Source organism: Roseateles sp. P1_C6 (assembly GCF_056406315.1).
Genome location: NZ_JBFUAK010000009.1, coordinates 285,055 through 303,432, shown reverse-complemented (window position 1 = coordinate 303,432; position 18,378 = coordinate 285,055). Strand labels below are relative to the sequence as shown.

Genomic DNA, 18,378 nt, shown 5'->3' with positions numbered 1-18,378 from the left:
CGCTTTCAGCCGCGGTGTACCGGTCGAACCGTTACGCCCCTCGGCCACAGCATTACGTGAAGTCCAGCCCCGATTCGTCTTGCGCATCATTTCTCAGCCTGTCCCGGCGTTTCGTTTGTGAAGTCAGCGCACCCGCAAAGGCATCGCTCGAACGCGAGACGGCCCTCAATTCGCATCAATGCTCTGGCGGCGGAAATGGTGCCATGGGGGTTCTCCCAAGCCAGTGGTTCCCGTCCTCAAAAGCGGGGACCGTCCCACCCCCTCAGGAGAGTGGGAGCGGATGTCCGGTTTTTTGATCAGAGGCCGCGTTCGGGGGGATTGGGCTTCGGGGCCAACGCCAGGCTATGGGGCGCGGTCATTTTGTTATTTAACATAATGCACATTGTCGACAATGCTTGAACTGCGCGCCAACAGGAAATCGACAAACGTCCTCACCCGCAACGGCACGAAGCGCTGGTGCGGATACAGCAGGTTGAACGGCCGCGAGCGTCCGCCGAATTCGCGCAGCAGCTCCACCAGCCGGCCCTGGCGGATGTCGTCCTCGACCGTGAAGCGATAGGCCTGGAAGATCCCGGCGCCGTGGCGGGCCAGCGTGGCGCCGGCCAGCACGTCGTCCGAGCAGCTGTAGCCACCGGCAGTGGGCAGCTCCAGGTCCTTGCCGTCATGGCGGAACAGCCACGGGATGGTGCGGCCACTGCTGGGCAGCTCAAACTGGATGCAGTCGTGGCCGCGCAGCTCGTCCAGCGTCTGCGGCTCGCCGCGGTGGCGCAGGTACTCGGGTGCGGCGACCAGCACCAGCTCAGCGTCCTCCAGGTGGCGGGCGATCAGCGTCGAATCGGCCGGCGCGCGCACCCGCACGGCCAGGTCATAGCCCTCGGCCGCGAAGTCGATGTTGCGGTTGCTGACATGCACGTCGACGCGGATGTCGGGATAGTGCACGCGGAATTCCGGCAGCAAAGGCAGCAGCCGGTGGTGGCCGTAGGTCGTCGGCACGCTGATGCGCAGCAGCCCGCTGGGCAGTGCCTGCTGGCCGCTGACTTCGCGCTCGGCTTCCATCAGCTGGTTCAGCACCTGGCGACATTGCTCGTAATAAGCCTGGCCGGCCTCGCTGAGGCGGATCTGTCGCGTCGTGCGCACGAAGAGCCTCACCCCCAGCCGCTCCTCCAGCCGGGCCACCGTGCGGCTGACCGCCGCCGGCGTCACGCCCGCGGCCGTGGCCGCGGCGGTGAAACCGCCCTGCTCCGCCGCCGCGCAGAACAGTTCCAGGCTGCCCAGCATCAGGTCGTCGAATTGCCGGTTCATGCCGCTACATCGTGTAATCAATGATGGTTGCGATGGTAGCGATTGATCGAAACACTGGCGTGGCGTTTCATGACACGAAATCCAACGAGCCGTCTGAAGCCAACGTGAACTGACGGCGAGGCACGTGCGGGGAGCACCCGCGGCCGCTTGCAGATCAGCGCAGCAGCGCCGGCGGTTGCCAAGCGCGATGCTGCCGGCTGGGCGCGACCCCTCAACGGCGCAGCACCTTGATCAATGCCGCCACTTCCTCGCCCTCCAGGCCACGCGCCGACGCCTGCGCGAGCCAGCTGTCCACGAGGGTGGGCAGCTCGGTGTTGATGCCCAGGCGGCGGGACGTGTCGAGGATGCGGCGCACGGCGGGTACCGAGATGCGCAGCGGGCTCTCGGTGACGCGGAAGTCACCGCTGGCGATCACGCCGCCCTGCTGTTCGAAGAAGGCGCCGAAGCTCGGGGCGATCGCGTTGACGAGCCGGCCGTAGGCGGCAGGGTCGATGCCGGTCACCTCGGCAATGTGCGCGCCATGCAGGAAGCCGGCATAGGCGCCATAGACATAGGACAGCGTCGCCAGGTCCATGAACGCGGCGGCGTCGATGGCCTCGCCCAGGTGCAGCAGATGGCCCGCAAGAATGCGCAGCAGCGGCTCGGCGTCAGCGAAGGCGGCCTGGGGGCCGGCGACGAACAGCGGCGTGTCGGGTCGGCCCATCTGACTGGGGGCGGCCTGGATGGCGCCGTCCAGATAGCGGGCGCCGTGGCGACCCATCCAGGCATCGACGGTGCGCGTGTCGTCGGGGCCCTTGGTGCCGAGGTTCACGACGAGCCGGCCGCGCACGGCGTCGGTCACGCCAGGCTGCGTGATGATGGCATCGAGCGCGGCGTGGTCGAGCACGCAGACGAGGGTCACCGGGCTGGCGGCGATCGCCGCGGCCGGCGTGCCGGCGAGGGCCGCGCCGCGCTCGACGAGCGCCGCGGCCTTCTCCGCGCTGCGGTTCCACAGGGTGACGGTGCGTCCCGCCTTCAGCAGCAGGTCGGCGAGGACGGCGCCCATGGGGCCCAGGCCGATGACGGTGACGTCGGTGGTGTGGTTCAAACGTTTCTCCAGGGTCTGCAAGCCATATGGCGCGGCCATGGTCGTGAACGGGCTGAGGGCGATCAATTACCTTGCTGTTCAGTCCGGGTTTGGCGGCAGCGCCCGGCCGGGTGGAGGCTCGGTGCCCAGAATCGCGCGATGAACCATCAGCAACCCCTTGCCGAGATGATGAAAACGGCACGCGAAGCGAGCCGCATGAGCCAGATGGCGCTGGCGCTGAGGCTCGGCGTGTCGCAGCGACACGTGAACTTCATCGAGCGCGGGCGTTCGCGGCCAAGCCGTGTGCTGCTGCTGGACTGGCTCACCCACACGGCCCGGCCGCCGTCGATGTTCAACGCCGCGCTGCGCCTGGCCGGCTTCTCGGCGCTCGATGGGCAGGACCACGTCCATCCCTGCACGGACCCCTGCGACCAGGCCGCGCGCCGTGCGATCCAGCTGCACATGCCCAACCCGGCCCTGCTGTTCGATGCGGACTGGTTTCTCGTCGACGCCAACCCGGCCGCCAGGGCGGTGCTGTTGCCGGCCGGTGGCGAGATCTTCGCCGGTGAGCCGCCGCTGGATCTGATCGCGGCGCTGGCCAGCGCGCAAGGCTGGCTGGCCCTGGCCCGCCAACCCGCGGTGGTGGCCGGTGCGCTGCTGGGGCAGTTGCGTGCCGAGCAATGGAACCGGCCGTCGCTGCAGCCGCGGGTCGACCGTTTTGAGGCCGCCATGGTCGCGGCACACGGCGCCCTCGTGCGCGACGCGATGCGTGACCCGTGTTCGACCTTTGTGGACGTGGTGCTGGACGCCGCCGACGGCCCCTTGGCGTTCTCGGCAGTGCAAAGCTGGATGGGATTGCCGCTGGACCAGGATGCGGGTTCCGTGCGGGCTGAGCTGTGGTTTGCGGCGGACGGGGTGACGGCGCGGGCCATGCGGGCGCGGTTCCAGCGCTGAAGACTCAAGCGGCGCCAGCAAGAGGCCGCGCGGCGCTGACGACCTCGCGCCCAACCAGCTGTGCAAGCATTTCCTGCACATCATGTAATTACTGAAGTGGCTTGGATCGTATTTATTGATTCCAACGTAGCCAATAAATTGGAGACACCCCATCCAAACGGAGCTTCTCCATGAGCCACTCTCCCCGCACCGTCATCGTCACTGGCGCCTCCAGCGGCATCGGCCTGGCCATTGCCGCCGCCTTCCTGAAGCGCGGTGACCACGTTGTCGGCAACGGCCGCAGCGCCGAGCGCCTGCAGCAGGCGGCCGCCACGCTGGGCTCGCCTGACAACTTCCTGGCCGTGGCCGGCGATGTGGCCGACCCCGCCGTCGGCGAGCTGCTGGTACAGCGCGCGGTGGACCGCTTCGGCCACGTCGATGTGCTGGTCAACAACGCCGGCATCTTCAATGCCAAGCCCTTTGTCGACTACACGCCGGCCGAGCTGGACGCGCTGGTGGACACCAACCTGAAAGGCTTTGTCTACCCGTCGCAGGCGGCCGCGCGCCACATGGTGGCCCGCCGCGCTGGCCACATCATCAGCATCACGGCCAGCATTGCCTCGCAGCCCATCCAGGGCGTGCCCGCCGTGTTGCCGGTGTTGATCAAGGGTGGCATCAACCAGGCCACCAAGGCGCTGGCGCTGGAGCTGGCACCGCACAACGTGCAGGTCGCCGCCGTCGCGCCCGGCATCGTCGACACGCCGATGTACACAGCCGACCTGCATGGCTTCCTGAACACGCTGCAGCCGGCCGGCCGCATCGCCAGCGTGCAGGAGATCGCCGAGGCCGTGCTCTATCTGGCCGGCGCCGGCTTCACGACCGGCGTGGTGCTGCCCGTCGACGGCGGCATGAGCGCGGGCAAGTGGTGAGCGCCATGAAGGACCGCGAGGCATTGCTGGCGCTGCTGCAGCGCTATTTCGACGGCATGTACCGTGGCGATGTGACGCTGTTGCGCGGCGTCTTCCACCCGCAGGCCCGCCTGTTCGGCGAGGTCAGGGGCCAGGTGTTGCTGCGCGAACTGGAGCCCTATCTGCAGGTCGTGGCCGGGCGCGCCAGCCCGCAGCACAACGGCGAGGCCCAGCAGATGGCCGTGGTGGCGCTGCGCATCGATGGCGCCATCGCGCTGGCCACCGTGCGCTGCGACATGCTGGGCTTCAACTACCTGGACCAGCTCAGCCTGCTGAAAGAAGACGGCCACTGGGCCATCGTCAACAAGCTCTACACCCACGTCGACGCCTGAGGAGGCCGCCATGCCCTACATCCGCATCGAGATCACCCGCGAAGGCGCCACGCTGGCGCAGAAGAAGCAGCTCATCGCCGAGGCCACCGACATGATGGTGCGCGTGCTGAACAAGGACCCGGCGACGACCTTCGTCGTCATCGACGAGATCGACACCGACCATTGGGGCGTTGCGGGGCGCACCGTGACGGAGCTGCGCCAGCAGGAGGCCGCGCAGCGTTGAGGCCGGCAGCCGCCATGCACCCTACCCCGGGCGCTTCGGCGGCTATCCTTGCGCGGCCCCTCGGCCGTTTCAAAGAAAGGCGCCCCGCTCATGACCCATTCCTGCGACGTGGCCATCATCGGCGCCGGCACCGCCGGCATGGCGGCCTACCGCGCCGCGCGCGTGCACACCGACAAGGTGTTGCTGATTGAGGCGGCCCACTACGGCACGACCTGCGCGCGCGTGGGCTGCATGCCCAGCAAGCTGTTGATCGCCGCGGCCGACGCCGCCCAGGCCGTGCGTGAGGCGCATCGCTTCGGCGTGCAGGCTGAGCCGCCGCGCATCGACGGCCGCGCCGTCATGCAGCGCGTGCGCAGCGAGCGCGACCGCTTTGTCGGCTTCGTGCTGGACACCGTCCATGGCTGGCCCGAGGCCACGCGGCTGTTCGGCCGCGCGCGCTTCATCGGCGCCAGCACCCTGGACGTCGACGGCCAGCGCATCGAGGCCAGGACCGTCGTCATTGCGACCGGCTCGAGGCCGCGCATCCCGCCCGGCTGGCGCGAGCGGTTGGGCGCCAAGCTCATCGTCAACGACGACGTCTTCGACTGGGACGACCTGCCGCGCTCGCTGGCCGTCGTCGGTGCCGGCGTCATCGGCCTGGAGCTGGCCCTGGCGCTGCACAAGCTGGGCGTGCGCGTGCGCCTGTTTGCGCGCAGTGCCCGCGTCGGGCCGCTGACCGACCCGGCGCTGCAAGCCCTCGCCCAGACCCTTTTCGCGGAGGAGGTGCCGCTGACCTTGAACGCCGCCGCGCTGGAGCCGGTGCTCGATGGCGACCAGGTGCTGATGGACGGCGAGCGCTTCGACGCCCTGCTCTGCGCGGCCGGCCGCGAACCCAACCTCGATGGCCTCGGCCTGGAGGCGATGGCCCTGCCGCGCGACGAGGCGGGCCACCCCTGCATCGATCGCCACACGGGCCAATGGGGCCATGTCTTCATCGCCGGCGACGTGACCAACGACCGGCCGCTGCTGCACGAGGCCGCCGACGCCGGCCGCATTGCCGGCGACAACGCGGCGCGCTGGCCCGACGTGCACCGCCGCCCGCGCCGCGCGCCGCTGGCCGTCGTGTTCAGCGACCCGCAGATCGCGCTGGCCGGCGCCAGCCATGCCGAGCTGACGGCCTCAGGCCGCGCCTTCGACACCGGCCGCGTCAGCTTTGCCGACCAAGGCCGCAGCCGCGTCATGCTCGTCAACCGCGGTGCGCTGCATGTCTACGCGGAGCCAGGCAGCGGCCGGCTGCTGGGCGCCGAGATGATCGGCCCGGCGGCCGAGCACCTGGGCCATCTGCTGGCCTGGAGCGTGCAGCGCGGCGACACCGTGCAGCAGATGCTGAACTGCCCCTTCTATCACCCGGTCGTCGAGGAGGGCCTGCGCACCGCGCTGCGCCAGCTGCACAACGACCAGCACCTGCCCGACCCACCCATCGAAGACTGCCTGGACTGCGACACCTCGGCGGAAGTCGGGGCTTGAGAAAGTTAGGATGGCACGATGAAGAAGTTTGCCACCTGGAACGTCAACTCCCTCGCCATCCGCCTGCCGCAGGTGCTTGACTGGCTGGCCGCCCACCCCGTCGATGCGCTGGTGCTGCAGGAGACCAAGCTCACCGACGACAAGTTCCCAACGATGGAGATTGGCGAGGCCGGGTACCAGGTGCAGTGGTTCGGCCAGAAGACCTACAACGGCGTCGCGCTGATCAGCCGCACGACGTCCACCGACGTGGTCAAGAACATCACCGGCTTTGCCGACGAGCAGGCCCGCGTCATCGCCGGCACCGTTGACGGCGTGCGCGTCATCGGTGGCTACTTTCCCAACGGCCAGGCGCCGGACAGCGACAAGTTCACCTACAAGATGAACTGGCTGACCGGTCTGCGCAGCTGGCTGATCGAGGAGCTGAAACAGCACGAGCAGCTTGTGCTGATGGGCGACTTCAACATCGCGCCCGAAGACCGCGACGTCTACGACCCCATCGCCTGGGCCGGCCAGATCCACTGCACGCCGCAGGAGCGCGAGCATTTCCAGCAGCTCATCGGCCTGGGCCTGACGGACGCCTTCCGTCTCTTCGAGCAGCCGCCCAAGAGCTGGAGCTGGTGGGACTACCGCAACCTGGCCTTCCGCAAGAACCAGGGCCTGCGCATCGATCACATCCTTGTTAGCGAAGCCCTGAAGGGCCGCGTGACGGCCTGCGAGATCGACAAGCTGCCGCGCAAGAACGAGCGGCCCAGCGACCACGCACCGGTCATCGTGACGATTGACGGCTGAGCCGCCGTCGACCGCCGCGCTACTTCTTCGCCAGCACCCAGGCCACCAGCGCATTCGCGTGGCCGTGGCCCAGACCGTGCTCGGCCTTCAGGTGGTTGACCAGCTCCATGTGCTTGAGCGGGCCGGCCTTGGCGATGACTTGCTCCCAGTGGGCGATGGGCTGCCCGTAGGTCTTCTCGATGGACGGGAAGTAGGACGCGGGACCTTTGACCTTGTCTTGCGTTGCCATGCTGGTTTCCTGTTGAGTGGCGTGCCCGCCGAGGGGTGGGCATCTTCCTGACGACGTTCGAGCCCGCCCCGGATCGACAAGCCTAGCCCTGGCGTTGGCGGAGCCGGAACGAGGCGGCCTTGACGCGGTTCTGGCAGGCCAGCGAACAGAAGCGCCGGCTGGCATTCTTGGACACGTCCACGAATACGCGGCCGCAGCCCGGGCGCTCGCAGCTGCCCAGCCGCTGGGCGCTGGGCAGGCCGATGACGCGCGCCAGGCCTTCGGCGCAGATGGCCGTCCACATCGGCACCAGCGGTGCGTCGTGTGGGTGGTGGTGCAGCCGCCAGACGCCCTCTTCCTTGGCCAGATGCGGCTGCGCCGGGTGCTGCGCCAGCAACTCGTTCAGCCCTTGCGCGGCGGCGTCCACGTCGCCAGCCGCCAGGCCGGCAAACACGGCGTGCAGCCGCCGGGCCAGCCGCAGCAGTTCGGGCACATGCGCTGCCTTGACGCCCGCGACCGAGGGCGGGTCGACGGCAAAAATGCGCTTCAGCACCGCGACCGCGTCCCTGTCGGGCAGCGGCGGGCCATCGGCCTGGGCCACGACCAACTCGTTGACGAGGTCCACCGAGACGAGCACTCCGGCGTCTCTGTAACTATCTAAATCACCTTGACCAGTCACTTTTGTCGACCTAGAGTGTCACTGTCTAAAAACTTTACATCAGTTATGAACGTCCGTCTTCCCTCTTGCGGACTGGTTTGCGCGCACGAACCCGGGCTGGCCGTGGCCGAGTTCCGCCGCGTGCTGCTGGACTCCGGCCTGGGCGCCATCCGCCCGCTGGACGACACCGCACGCCTGCGGGCGATGCTGGCCGCGGCGGACGTGGTCATGACGGCCAGAACCGACGATGCCGCGCGCCGGCTGGTGGGTGTCGCGCGCTGCATCAGCGATTTTTCATGGTGTGCCTACCTGTCGGACCTGGCGGTCTGCCGCTCGGCCCAGGGGCTGGGCGTCGGGCACGCCTTGCTGGGCGCGCTGCGCCAGCACCTCGGGCCGCGCGTGACGCTGGCGCTGCAATCGGTGCCCGCGGCCGTCGGCTTTTACGAGCGTGCCGGCATGGCGCGCATGGCGGACGGCTTCTGCTATCGGCGCGAGCAGTGACGCGCCGCGAACTCTTGAAGGAGCGAGACATGAACAAGCCCTTGGCAGGCAAGGTGGCCCTGGTGGCCGGCGCGACGCGTGGCGCAGGCCGCGGCATCGCCGTGGCGCTGGGTGAAGCCGGCGCGACGGTCTATTGCACTGGCCGCAGCACGCAGGCGGGACGCTCGGAGATGGACCGGCCCGAAACCATCGAGGAAACGGCCGCCCTGGTCGACGCCGCGGGCGGGCGCGGCATCGCCCAGCGAGTGGACCACCTCGTGCCGGACGAGGTGCGCGATCTGGTCGCTCGCATCGAGCGCGAGCAGGGTGCGCTGCACATCCTCGTCAACGACATCTTCGGCGCGACCCGGATCGAATGGGGCAAGACGGTTTGGGAATCGGATCTCGATTTCGGCCTGCACAGCCTGCGCCTGGCCATCGACACCCACGCCATCACCAGCCATTTCGCGATCCCACTGCTGCTGAAGACGCCGGGTGGCCTGGTCGTCGAGGTCACCGATGGCACCCAGGACTACAACGGCACGCGCTATCGCAATTCCTTCTTCTACGACCTGACCAAAGCGGTCGTGCTGCGCATGGGGTTCGCGCTGGGGCACGAGCTGAAGTCGCGTGGCGCCACGGCGCTGTCGCTGACACCGGGCTGGCTGCGCTCCGAGGCCATGCTGGACGCCTTTGGCGTCAGCGAAGCCAACTGGCGCGATGCGATCCAGCGCGTGCCCGGCTTTGCGATTGCCGAGAGCCCCAGGTTCGTCGGCCGCGCGGTGGCCGCGCTGGCCGCGGACCCGGACGTGTCGCGCTGGAATGGCCAGGCCCTGTCCAGCGGCCAGTTGGCGCGCGTCTACGGCTTCACCGATCTCGACGGCAGCCAGCCCGACGCGTGGCGCCACATGCTGGACGCCGAATCGCGCGACGTCGACGTGACCGACTACCGCTAGATCGCGTCCAGGTTGGCCTGGAACTGTTCGAAGAAGCGGCCCACGTGCACGCCGTCGCACAGCGCATGGTGCACGTCGACGGCGACCGGCATCAGCAGCCGGTCGCCCTGCGCCGTGAAGCGGCCGAAGGCCACTTTGGGGCGGTCGTCACCGCGGCCGCGTGCGTGCGTGAAGGCCGTGAAGGCCAGCCAGGGCAGCGCGGTCATGTGCACCAGCGTTTCTTCCCGCACGTCGCCGGGCTCGTCGGCGGCGAACAGGCTGCCGCTGGCTTGGCGCACGCGCGCAATGCCGGGTTTGGCACGGGCCGCGAAGGCCGCCAGTGAAGGCTCGCGTGGCAGCGTCAGGAAGCCGAAGCTGCCGTCGTCGCGCAGCACCGTCGTGCTGGCGTGGATGACGGCGAACTCGCGCACCGCGGTGCCGTCGGCGGCCATCGTCTGGCGCATCGCATCGATGTCGTTGGCCGCCTCCAGCGCGGCGTGGTGATAGGCCAGCCAGGGGGTGGCGCCATGGCCGGCGGCGCGCTCGCGCAGGCCGGTCACGTCAACCGGCACGGTGACGCAGAAGGCCGGCTGGGCCATGCTGCGGAAATGTTCCAGGGCCGCACGGCGCGGCCAGATGTTGAGGGGGATGTCGCGGTCTTGCATGGTCGGCGGGGCGCGGCCGCGGTGGGCCTGCGCGAGATCAAGGGCCAAAGTGGCCCGACCCGCATGCTCGCATGCCGCGCCAATCGGCTGGCTCCGCATCGCCAGGGCGCGGCTCTGGCTGGACAGCGCCCGCTGCAGCCTCACGGCCGAGACGCTGCCTGATTGAATTGACTCGCGTCGTCGGTCAGGCCGGCGCGTCGTCGCCCGAGTCCTGCTGCCGCAGGCCGAACACGAACAGTGCGCGCAGCAGCTCGTCCGCATGTTCGACGCCGAAATCAGCCACCAGCCGGTTGGCCGACGTGGTGCGGACCTGGCCGATCTGGTTGTAGCCCAGGGTCTTGGCCCTGGCCAGTGTGCGCGGTGCCAGCGGCAGGCCATCCAGCGGCGCCTGGTCGGCCAAGCTCAGCAGGCCGGCGTAGGCGCTGGCAGACACGACGAGCTTGGCCTCGACGGCCGGCAGCGCGCCATCGGCCACACGCCGGCTGCCGGCGAGCGGCTTCACCGCCGGTAGGCCGTCGTGCCGGTGAGATTCAGGCAATCGACTCGCCGCTGCGTGCATGGTGGTCTGTTCAGCCCCCGAGCTTGGGCAAGCCGAGGAGTTCGCAAACGAAGTCGATTAGTTTCATGGGGGCTCCTGGGGGGCTGAGGGGCGGAAATTCGCTAGCCCGAACTGTCCCTGTTTTCACCCCCCTAGAAACCTAGCAAACCTTCTAGGTTTTGCGCCCGCGACGCATCAAAGCAGGCCGGCGGCGACGCATTTCAGAACCGCCTGGTGCTTGGACGTCACACCCAGCTTGCGCATCGCGTTGCCGAGATGGAAGTTCACCGTCTTCTCGCTCATGCCCAGGATGACGCTGACCTCCCAGGCCGTCTTGCCCTGGGCCGTCCAGCTCAGCACGTCCAGCTCGCGCTTGGTCATCTTGGGCAGATCACTCTTGCTGAGCTTGGGTGCCAGCAGGCGGTCGGCCGCGGTCATCGCATGAGCGGCCAGCAGCTGCAGGCCGGCGATCATCTGCATCAGCTGCGCGCCCGGTTCGGGCAGCGCTTCGTCGCGGTCCATGCCAAGCAGGAAATGCTTGTCGCCGGGCAGGTGCAGCTTGACCGCGATGCCCGTCTTGTAGCCATAGGGCGCCTGCGCTTCCCAGACCTCGCCCGCGCCGGCCGCGGCATAGGTCTTCTGGTCGTAGACGATGGGCACGGACTGCGTCATTAGCTTGGCCATCACCGGGTCGCGGCGCGCCTCTCCCAGGTCCTTGGCAACGTCGAGGTAACCCGCGGGCGTGTTGCCCAGCGACGTGATCTGCACGTCGGCGTCCTGCAGCAGGCCACGCATCAGCACGCCCGAGATGATCGGAAAGCCCAGCGCATCCGCCGTCGCCACGAGACGGCGCTCGAAGCTGGTGAAGTCTTCGCTGAGGCCGACGTCGATCAGCTGCTGGTAGTTCATTTCGGGCTTGCCCATACCTGCCAAGTCTGCCAGCTTGTTGCTGACCGACCGTGACCGGAGACTGCGCTCCCGTTCGAATCACACGTCCGCGAGGTGTTGTCCATGTCCACCCTGATCCAGCTGCCCGAGGGCAGCGTCTGCTGGCCCGTCGCGGCGTTGTCGAGCGCCGCCCAGGATGTCCGGCACGTGCAGACCAGCGTCCATCGCCCGCGCGGCAGCGACCGTGGCGTCGGCGGCAGCACGCGCTGGGAGCGCCGCTACGCCGACGTCAGTGCCTGGGTCGAGTGGGACTGGGTCGAGATCGGCGACGGCACCGTCGTGCAGGTCGACCCGCTCAACGTCCGCTCCAACGTGCTGCTGCTGGACGACCACCGCCGGCCGCTGCTGTCTTCGCGCCGCAAGGCGACGCTGGCTACGCTGGTCTACCTGCTGCCCTGGCAAGGCCCGGTGCTGGACAAGCTGCGCCTGGTCGAGCCGCAGCGCCGCAGCGCCAGCCCGCAGCATCGCCTGGCCGCCTGAACCCACGCGACAGCGCGTGGCGGCGCGATTGCGCAGAATCGGCGGCTCATCCATTGCCGCCGCTGCCATGAGCCCAACCTCCCCCGACGACATCCTCGCCCAGTGGCAAGCCGACGAGGCCGCGCTGCGGGCGCGCCAGCAGCTGGAAACCGGCCTGGCGTCACGCGCGATGCTGGCCGGCAAGACCGGCCTGCAGCAGATGCAGGCCATGCTGGACGGCCTGGCGCCGCGGCCGCCGATCAGCGAGACGCTGGACTTCGCGCTGATCTCCGTCACCGACGGCGAGGCCGTGTTCCAGGGGCGGCCGCAGTTCAAGCACTACAACCCGCTGGGCAGCGTGCACGGCGGCTGGTTTGCGACGCTGCTGGACTCGGCGCTGGGTTGCGCGGTGCATACGACGCTGCCCGTGGGCCGGGCCTACACGACGCTGGAATTCAAGGTCAACCTCGTGCGTGCGCTGAGCGACAAGGTGCCGCTGGTGCGCGCCATCGGCCGCGTCGTGCATCGCGGGCGGCAGGTGACGACGGCCGAGGCCGAACTGGTGGGCCATGACGGCAAGCTGTACGCGCACGCCAGCACGACCTGCCTGCTGTTCGACCTGCCCGCCTAGACGCGTTCGAGCTTCTCGTGAGGCCGCGGTGGCAGCGTCACGGCGATGCCGTCGCCCGGTTTCACGACGCCGCCGGCCAGCACGATGCTCATGACGCCGGCCTTGCGCACGACTTGTCCATCAGCGTCATGACCGACGACCGCCTTCAGCAGGCCGGTCTCGAAGTTCTCGATCTGTGGGCAGGGGTTGCGCAGACCGGTCACACGCAGCACGACGTCGGCGCCGATGCGCAGCTCGGTGTCGCGCGGCAAAGCCAGCAAATCGATGCCGCGCGTGGTCAGGTTCTCGCCCAGCTGGCCCGGCTGCACGCCAAAGCCCTGGGCGGCGAGTTCGTCGAAAAGCTCGGCCTGGATCAGGTGCACCTGGCGCAGGTTGGGCTGGGTCGGGTCGCGGGCAACGCGCGAGCGGTGCTTGACCGTGACGCCGCAGTGGGCGTCACCCGAGACGCCCTGCCCTTCGACGATCGTCAGCTCGGCCTGCGCGAACTTGGAGAAGCTGTGCGTCGCGCTGGACCAGACCGACGCGACGACCGCCGCCGTCATGCGCGCAGCGCGGCGGCCTCGGCGGCCAGCTGGGTGATGCGTGCCCAGTCCTTGGCGTCGACGGCGTCCTGGGGCGTCAGCCACGAGCCGCCGCAGACCTTGACGTTGGGCAGCTTCAGGAACTGCGGCGCCGTCTCCAGCGAGATGCCGCCGGTGGGGCAGAAGGCCACGTCCGGGAACGGGCCACCCAGCGCCTTCAGCAGGTTCACGCCGCCGACGGCGACGGCCGGAAACAGCTTCAGGAAGCCGAAGCCGGCCGCGTTGGCCTGCATGACTTCGGAAGCCGTCGACACGCCGGGCAGCAGCGGCAGGCCCTCGGCCTGGCAGGCGGAGGCCAACGCGTCGGTGTAGCCGGGGCTGACGCCGAACTGGCAACCGGCGTTCTTCGCGTTGATCACGTCCTGCGGGCTGCGCAGCGTGCCGGCGCCGACGATGGCGCCGGGCACCTTGGCCATGGCTTCCATGGCCTGCAGCGCAACGGGGGTGCGCAGCGTCACTTCGAGCACGCGCACGCCGCCGGCGACCAGCGCCTCGGCCAGCGGCACGGCGTCTTCCAGGCGCTGGATGACGATGACGGGAATGACGGGGCCGTGGCTGGCCAGGCTCAGGGTTTCAAGCATTTCTAAATTCTCACAACCAGGTGATGGCGCCTTCTTCGGCGCTCAGGACGTTGCGGCGCATGCCGGCGAACAGTTCGCGGCCCAGTCCGTGAGCGTTGACCTGGGCTTCGTCGGGGTCCAGCGTCGCCACGTCGCGCGCGGCCCAGTCGGCCTCGCTGACGAGGGCTTGCAGCGTGCCGGTCAGCGCGCAGACACGCACGACGTCGCCGTCGCGCAGCCGTGCCAGCGGACCGCCGGCCAGCGCCTCGGGGCTGACGTGGATGGCCGCGGGCACCTTGCCGGAGGCGCCGCTCATGCGGCCGTCGGTGACGAGCGCAACCTTGAAGCCCTTGCCCTGCAGCACGGCCAGTGGCGGCGTCAGCTTGTGCAGCTCGGGCATGCCGTTGGCATGCGGGCCCTGGAAGCGCACGACGACGATGACGTCGCGTTCCAGCTCACCGTTCTTGAACGCGGCCAGCATGGCCTCCTGCGTCGTGAAGATGCGGCAAGGCGCTTCGACGGTGTGCCGGTCCTCGGGCACGGCGGAGACCTTGATGACGGCGCGGCCCAGGTTGCCGGCCAGCAGCTTCAGGCCGCCGGTGGCGCTGAACGGCGCGGCGGCCGTGCGCACGACGCCTTCGTCACCGCTGGCGGCCGCGAGCGCGTTGCGCTGCACCTCGCCGCCCTGCCCCACCGCGGCAGGCACGAAGGTGTAGGGGCGCAGGCTGTCGCCGGCGACGCTGAGGACGTCCTCGTGCATCAGGCCGGCGTCCAGCAGCTCGCGGATGACGAAGCCGGGGCCGCCGGCGGCCTGGAACTGGTTCACGTCGGCGCTGCCGTTCGGGTAGACGCGGGCCAGCAGCGGCACGACGGCGGACAGGTCCGAGAAATCGGTCCAGTCGATCAGGATGCCGGCCGAGCGCGCGACGGCGACCCAGTGGATCAGGTGGTTGGTCGAGCCGCCGGTGGCCAGCAGTGCGGCCATCGCGTTGACGATGCTGCGCTCGTCCACCAACTGGCCGATGGGCTTGGCCGCGTGGCCAGGCAGGCGGCCGCTGATGTTCAGCGCCGTGGCGACGGCCTCGCGCGTCAGCGCCGTGCGCAGGTCGTCGTGCGGGTGCACGAAGGCGCTGCCGGGCACATGCAGGCCCATGGCCTCCAGCAGCATCTGGTTGCTGTTGGCCGTGCCGTAGAAGGTGCAGGTGCCGGCGCCGTGGTAGGCGGCGGATTCGCTCTTCAGCAGCTCGTCGCGGCCGACCTTGCCCTGCGCGTACAGCTCGCGCACCTTGGCCTTGTCGCTGTTGGTGATGCCCGAGCTCATGGGCCCGGCCGGCACGAAGACGCAGGGCAGATGGCCGAAATGCAGCGCGCCGATCAAGAGGCCCGGCACGATCTTGTCGCAGATGCCCAGCAGCAGCGCCGCGTCGAACACATCGTGCGTCAGCGCGATGGCCGTGCTCATCGCGATGGTGTCGCGCGAGAACAGGCTCAGCTCCATGCCCGGCAAGCCTTGCGTGACGCCGTCGCACATGGCCGGCACGCCACCGGCCACCTGCACCGTGGCACCCAGGCGGTGCGCCTCGACGCGGATCTGCTCGGGATAGCTCTCGTAGGGTTGATGGGCCGACAGCATGTCGTTGTAGGCCGTGACGACACCCAGGTGCGGCGCCTTCTCAGCGACGATGCGCAGCTTGTCATTGGCCGGCATGGCCGCCACCGCGTGGGCAACGTTGGCACAACCCATACGCTCGAAGCCGCGCTGGCGGTCATTGAGCTGGGCGATGCGGGCCAGGTAGTCGCCGCGCAGCTTGGCGCTGCGCTCGCGGATGCGTTGGGTAACTTCGGTCAGTGCGGCATTCATAGCAAGTCTCCTGGGCGGCATCGACGTAACCGACCCTTGCGAATTTAGGTAACCATATTACTTGCCCGTTGGCGCGTGCGGGTTACGGCCTGGGTACCGACGTGACAAGATTCGGGCCGATGTCGTCACGCGCAGTCAACATTCCCCACGGCCCGGCACGCAGCGAGCATCTGCTGCAGCGAACGACCGCCGAGTGGCGGGCCGGCGGCGACGACCTGCTGCTGTTCGCCTACGGCTCGCTGATCTGGCGGCCGGAGTTCGAGTATGCCGAGGCGTTGCCGGCCAAGGTGCTGGGCTTTCATCGCGTGCTGCGCATGCGCTCGCGCGTGAACCGCGGCTCGCCGCAGCAGCCCGGGCTGGTGCTGGCGCTGATCTCGGGCGGCAGCTGCCGCGGCCTGGTCTATCGCATCCCGCGCGCCATCGGCGAAGAAGTGCTGCCGCGGCTGTGGGCGCGTGAGATGCCCAACGGCGTCTATGAACCGCGCTGGCTGAACTGCGACACGCCCGCCGGCCGTCTGCGTGCGCTGGGCTTCACGCTGTCACGCCAGAGCCCGAACTGGACCGGGCCGCTGCACGAGCCGGAGCTGCTGCACATCTTCCAGCACGCGAGTGGCCGCTACGGCACGACGCTGGACTATCTGCTGCGCACCGTACAGGGTTTGCGCGAGCACGGTATCCGTGACATGGAGTTGGAGCGCCAGACCCATCTGGCCGCGCAACACGGGCTTTGCGCGCCGCTTTGACGCAACAGGTCTAGCCGCGCAGGCGCGCGAGGTCTTCCGCCGTGTCGACGTCGATGTGCACGCCGGGGTCGTCGACCGTGATGGGCTGGGCCGCGTAGCGCGCCACGATGCGCCTTGCGCCCTCGTCGCCCTGCAGCACCATCAGCTCCGAATACAGCTCGGTGCCAAAGCCCACCGGGTGGCCCTGGATGCCGCGGTACTGCGCGTAGCAGACGGGGTAACGCTCCAGCCCTTGGGCCACGGCCATGATGGTGGCGGGCTGCACCAGCGGCATGTCGGCCGGCAGGATGAGCCAGCCGTCGGCGTCACCCGTGGCGCTGACGCCAGCGACGATGGAATGCCCCATGCCGATGGGCTGCGGGCGGCCCTGGGCGTCATGCTCGGGCAGCGTCACGACATCGCGCGCCGCGACCAGCTTGTGCACGGCCGGCGCGAGCGCCGGTGTCGTCACGACGACGACGGGCAGTTGTGTCGCGATCGCATGGCGCAGCGTGCGCGCCAGCAAGGTGTCTGCGCCGGGAGTGCTGCCCAGGTGCTGCTCCAGCTTGTGGCCCGAGCCGCGAAACCGTGAGCCGCGTCCTGCGGCCAGCACGACGACGGCGGGACGTCGTTTGATCATCAGGGGGGCCTGTTCAACCATTTGCTGCAGTGCCACAAGCATGCCCAGTGCCCCTGCACTTGAAACTGGGGCGTTCACTTAAGGGAAGGTCTGCATACTTCAGTCCATGAGCAAACTGAGCGACTTCCGAAAGAGCTACGAACTAGGGGAGCTGGATGAGGCCGAGGCCACGCAAGGGCCGCTGCCGCTGTTCCAGCGCTGGATGGACGAAGCCATTGCGCACGATGTCTCCGAGCCGACTGCGATGACCGTCGCCACCGTCGGCCCCAACGGCCGGCCATCGACCCGCGTGGTGCTGCTGAAAGACTGCGACTCTCGCGGCATGGTCTGGTTCACGAATTACGAAAGCCGTAAAGGTGAAGAGTTAGCACTGAACCCTTACGCCGCGTTGCAATTCCATTGGGTGGAGATGGAGCGGGTCGTGCGCATCGAGGGCCGCGTGGAAAAAACCTCCGCGCAGGAATCCGACGACTACTACAAGACCCGCCCGCTCGACTCGCGACTGGGCGCCTGGGCGTCGCCGCAGAGCCGCGTCATCAGTTCGCGCGCGGTGCTGGTGGCCAATGCCGCCAAGGCCGCCGTTCAGCATGGGCTGAACCCGTCCAGGCCGCCGCACTGGGGCGGCTACCGCCTGGTGCCGGAACGCTTCGAGTTCTGGCAGGGGCGCCGGTCACGCCTGCATGACCGGCTCTGCTTCCGGCTCGACGCCGGCGCGTGGCTGCAGGAGCGGCTCGCGCCTTAATTGACGGCGTTGCCGTCTTCGACGCGGTAGTAGAGGCCGTAGGGGTCGTCGTTCAGCACGGCCAGCACGCCTTCGACGACGACCGGCTCCAACGTGTAGCGCACCGGCTTCTTGGTACGCACCTCGACCAGGCCCTCTGGGCCGGCCGGCACGCAGAACGAGCAGGTTGTCGGCACGGACGACAGCAGGAAATGCTGCTGCTTGTCGCCCGCCTCCAGCGGCATCATGAAGCCCTGCACCTTGATGGTCTTGCGGTCCAGCGCCTGCACGGCAGCCGGGAAGGTCGGCACGATCTTCTTTTTCTCCGCCTTGGCCGTGACCTGCGACAGCAGCTTCCACGACACGATGTCGGCGCGCTCCTCCAGCGGCTTGAAGGGGCTGCGTGGGTCGTGATAGCCGGGGCCTTGGCCGATACCGGGCGGGGTCTGCGCGAACGCGGCAGCGGCGGCCCACAGGGCGACGGCAACAAGGGATTTCATGGCAATGGCGGACCGCGTCGAGACAGGAGCCGCCATTTTGCCGCTGCAGCGTGTCAGGTCTCTTGACCCTGACGGGCGCGGGCTTCATCCGCGGGGCCCAGGCGCGTGTCCGCAGCCATCCCCCGCCAAAACCCTCGATACCAATTTCGGCA

Annotated in this window: 24 protein-coding genes; 12 read left to right on the top strand and 12 right to left on the bottom strand. The window is 68.8% G+C overall.

Annotated elements, in window-relative coordinates; all coding sequences use genetic code 11:
- Positions 1-363: 363 nt before the first annotated feature.
- Together AC1D29_RS21110 and AC1D29_RS21105 are read right to left on the bottom strand one after the other, a co-directional pair.
- On the bottom strand, positions 364-1,302 hold the full coding sequence (locus AC1D29_RS21110) for a substrate binding domain-containing protein (RefSeq protein ID WP_477901064.1): 939 nt from the start codon (positions 1,300-1,302) through the stop codon (positions 364-366).
- Between the two features lie 211 nt (positions 1,303-1,513).
- Positions 1,514-2,389, bottom strand: coding sequence for an NAD(P)-dependent oxidoreductase (locus AC1D29_RS21105; protein WP_477901062.1), 876 nt, complete (start codon positions 2,387-2,389; stop codon positions 1,514-1,516).
- 138 nt (positions 2,390-2,527) lie between these two features.
- On the opposite strand from AC1D29_RS21105, the gene AC1D29_RS21100 reads away from it, so the two are divergent.
- From AC1D29_RS21100 to xth, 6 genes are all read left to right on the top strand, one after another.
- On the top strand, positions 2,528-3,322 hold the full coding sequence (locus AC1D29_RS21100) for a helix-turn-helix domain-containing protein (protein WP_477901060.1): 795 nt from the start codon (positions 2,528-2,530) through the stop codon (positions 3,320-3,322).
- A gap of 170 nt (positions 3,323-3,492) precedes the next feature.
- Positions 3,493-4,230, top strand: coding sequence for an SDR family NAD(P)-dependent oxidoreductase (locus AC1D29_RS21095; RefSeq protein WP_477901058.1), 738 nt, complete (start codon positions 3,493-3,495; stop codon positions 4,228-4,230).
- Between the two features lie 5 nt (positions 4,231-4,235).
- On the top strand, positions 4,236-4,601 hold the full coding sequence (locus tag AC1D29_RS21090) for a nuclear transport factor 2 family protein (RefSeq protein WP_477901056.1): 366 nt from the start codon (positions 4,236-4,238) through the stop codon (positions 4,599-4,601).
- 10 nt (positions 4,602-4,611) lie between these two features.
- Complete coding sequence (locus tag AC1D29_RS21085) at positions 4,612-4,824, top strand: tautomerase family protein (protein WP_477901054.1); 213 nt, start codon at positions 4,612-4,614, stop codon at positions 4,822-4,824.
- Positions 4,825-4,914: 90 nt separating this feature from the next.
- The gene (locus AC1D29_RS21080; RefSeq protein WP_477901052.1) at positions 4,915-6,330 is read left to right on the top strand and encodes a dihydrolipoyl dehydrogenase; all 1,416 of its coding nucleotides are present in this window, start codon (positions 4,915-4,917) and stop codon (positions 6,328-6,330) included.
- 18 nt (positions 6,331-6,348) lie between these two features.
- On the top strand, positions 6,349-7,119 hold the full coding sequence (gene xth / locus AC1D29_RS21075) for an exodeoxyribonuclease III (RefSeq protein ID WP_477901050.1): 771 nt from the start codon (positions 6,349-6,351) through the stop codon (positions 7,117-7,119).
- Positions 7,120-7,138: 19 nt separating this feature from the next.
- On the opposite strand, the gene AC1D29_RS21070 is transcribed toward xth, so the two are convergent.
- Positions 7,139-7,348 (bottom strand): DUF4287 domain-containing protein, encoded by a 210-nt coding sequence (locus AC1D29_RS21070; RefSeq protein ID WP_477901049.1) that lies wholly within the window; start codon positions 7,346-7,348, stop codon positions 7,139-7,141.
- Between the two features lie 82 nt (positions 7,349-7,430).
- Positions 7,431-7,964 (bottom strand): CGNR zinc finger domain-containing protein, encoded by a 534-nt coding sequence (locus AC1D29_RS21065; RefSeq protein ID WP_477901047.1) that lies wholly within the window; start codon positions 7,962-7,964, stop codon positions 7,431-7,433.
- A 144-nt stretch (positions 7,965-8,108) separates the two neighbouring features.
- Here AC1D29_RS21065 and AC1D29_RS21060 point away from each other — a divergent pair, with 144 nt between their 5' ends.
- Together AC1D29_RS21060 and AC1D29_RS21055 are read left to right on the top strand one after the other, a co-directional pair.
- On the top strand, positions 8,109-8,486 hold the full coding sequence (locus tag AC1D29_RS21060) for a GNAT family N-acetyltransferase (protein ID WP_477901045.1): 378 nt from the start codon (positions 8,109-8,111) through the stop codon (positions 8,484-8,486).
- A 29-nt stretch (positions 8,487-8,515) separates the two neighbouring features.
- Positions 8,516-9,421, top strand: a complete 906-nt coding sequence (locus AC1D29_RS21055; RefSeq protein WP_477901043.1) for an SDR family oxidoreductase — start codon at positions 8,516-8,518, stop codon at positions 9,419-9,421.
- Here AC1D29_RS21055 and AC1D29_RS21050 read toward each other — a convergent pair.
- The 3 genes from AC1D29_RS21050 to AC1D29_RS21040 form a co-directional block, all read right to left on the bottom strand.
- Positions 9,418-10,065, bottom strand: a complete 648-nt coding sequence (locus tag AC1D29_RS21050) for a CatA-like O-acetyltransferase (protein WP_477901041.1) — start codon at positions 10,063-10,065, stop codon at positions 9,418-9,420. The genes AC1D29_RS21055 and AC1D29_RS21050 overlap by 4 nt on opposite strands.
- A gap of 184 nt (positions 10,066-10,249) precedes the next feature.
- Complete coding sequence (locus AC1D29_RS21045; protein WP_477901039.1) at positions 10,250-10,567, bottom strand: hypothetical protein; 318 nt, start codon at positions 10,565-10,567, stop codon at positions 10,250-10,252.
- Positions 10,568-10,798: 231 nt separating this feature from the next.
- A complete protein-coding gene (locus tag AC1D29_RS21040) occupies positions 10,799-11,527 on the bottom strand; it encodes a helix-turn-helix transcriptional regulator (RefSeq protein WP_477901037.1) in 729 nt (242 codons plus the stop codon).
- 87 nt (positions 11,528-11,614) lie between these two features.
- Between AC1D29_RS21040 and AC1D29_RS21035 the strand changes: the two genes are divergently transcribed.
- Both AC1D29_RS21035 and AC1D29_RS21030 read left to right on the top strand, forming a co-directional pair.
- A complete protein-coding gene (locus AC1D29_RS21035) occupies positions 11,615-12,031 on the top strand; it encodes a hypothetical protein (RefSeq protein ID WP_477901035.1) in 417 nt (138 codons plus the stop codon).
- Positions 12,032-12,098: 67 nt separating this feature from the next.
- The gene (locus AC1D29_RS21030; RefSeq protein ID WP_477901033.1) at positions 12,099-12,641 is read left to right on the top strand and encodes a PaaI family thioesterase; all 543 of its coding nucleotides are present in this window, start codon (positions 12,099-12,101) and stop codon (positions 12,639-12,641) included.
- Here AC1D29_RS21030 and AC1D29_RS21025 read toward each other — a convergent pair.
- The 3 genes from AC1D29_RS21025 to edd are packed head-to-tail and all read right to left on the bottom strand — an operon-like array spanning position 12,638 to position 15,643.
- Complete coding sequence (locus AC1D29_RS21025) at positions 12,638-13,183, bottom strand: MOSC domain-containing protein (RefSeq protein ID WP_477901031.1); 546 nt, start codon at positions 13,181-13,183, stop codon at positions 12,638-12,640. The genes AC1D29_RS21030 and AC1D29_RS21025 overlap by 4 nt on opposite strands.
- Positions 13,180-13,803: a bifunctional 4-hydroxy-2-oxoglutarate aldolase/2-dehydro-3-deoxy-phosphogluconate aldolase gene (gene eda, locus AC1D29_RS21020; RefSeq protein WP_477901029.1), complete on the bottom strand. Its 624-nt coding sequence runs from the start codon at positions 13,801-13,803 to the stop codon at positions 13,180-13,182. Before eda ends, AC1D29_RS21025 begins: the two co-directional genes overlap by 4 nt.
- A 10-nt stretch (positions 13,804-13,813) precedes the next feature.
- Entirely contained in the window at positions 13,814-15,643 is a 1,830-nt protein-coding gene (gene edd, locus AC1D29_RS21015; RefSeq protein ID WP_477901027.1) for a phosphogluconate dehydratase, read from the bottom strand.
- Positions 15,644-15,762: 119 nt separating this feature from the next.
- On the opposite strand from edd, the gene AC1D29_RS21010 reads away from it, so the two are divergent.
- On the top strand, positions 15,763-16,386 hold the full coding sequence (locus tag AC1D29_RS21010; protein ID WP_477901025.1) for a gamma-glutamylcyclotransferase: 624 nt from the start codon (positions 15,763-15,765) through the stop codon (positions 16,384-16,386).
- Between the two features lie 10 nt (positions 16,387-16,396).
- Here the strand turns inward: AC1D29_RS21010 and AC1D29_RS21005 are convergent, their stop codons facing one another.
- Entirely contained in the window at positions 16,397-17,005 is a 609-nt protein-coding gene (locus AC1D29_RS21005; RefSeq protein WP_477901023.1) for a nucleotidyltransferase family protein, read from the bottom strand.
- A gap of 106 nt (positions 17,006-17,111) precedes the next feature.
- Between AC1D29_RS21005 and pdxH the strand changes: the two genes are divergently transcribed.
- On the top strand, positions 17,112-17,747 hold the full coding sequence (gene pdxH / locus AC1D29_RS21000) for a pyridoxamine 5'-phosphate oxidase (protein WP_477901021.1): 636 nt from the start codon (positions 17,112-17,114) through the stop codon (positions 17,745-17,747).
- Here pdxH and AC1D29_RS20995 read toward each other — a convergent pair.
- Positions 17,744-18,226: a DUF3299 domain-containing protein gene (locus AC1D29_RS20995; RefSeq protein WP_477901019.1), complete on the bottom strand. Its 483-nt coding sequence runs from the start codon at positions 18,224-18,226 to the stop codon at positions 17,744-17,746. The two genes, pdxH and AC1D29_RS20995, sit on opposite strands and share 4 nt — an antisense overlap.
- Positions 18,227-18,378: the final 152 nt, after the last annotated feature.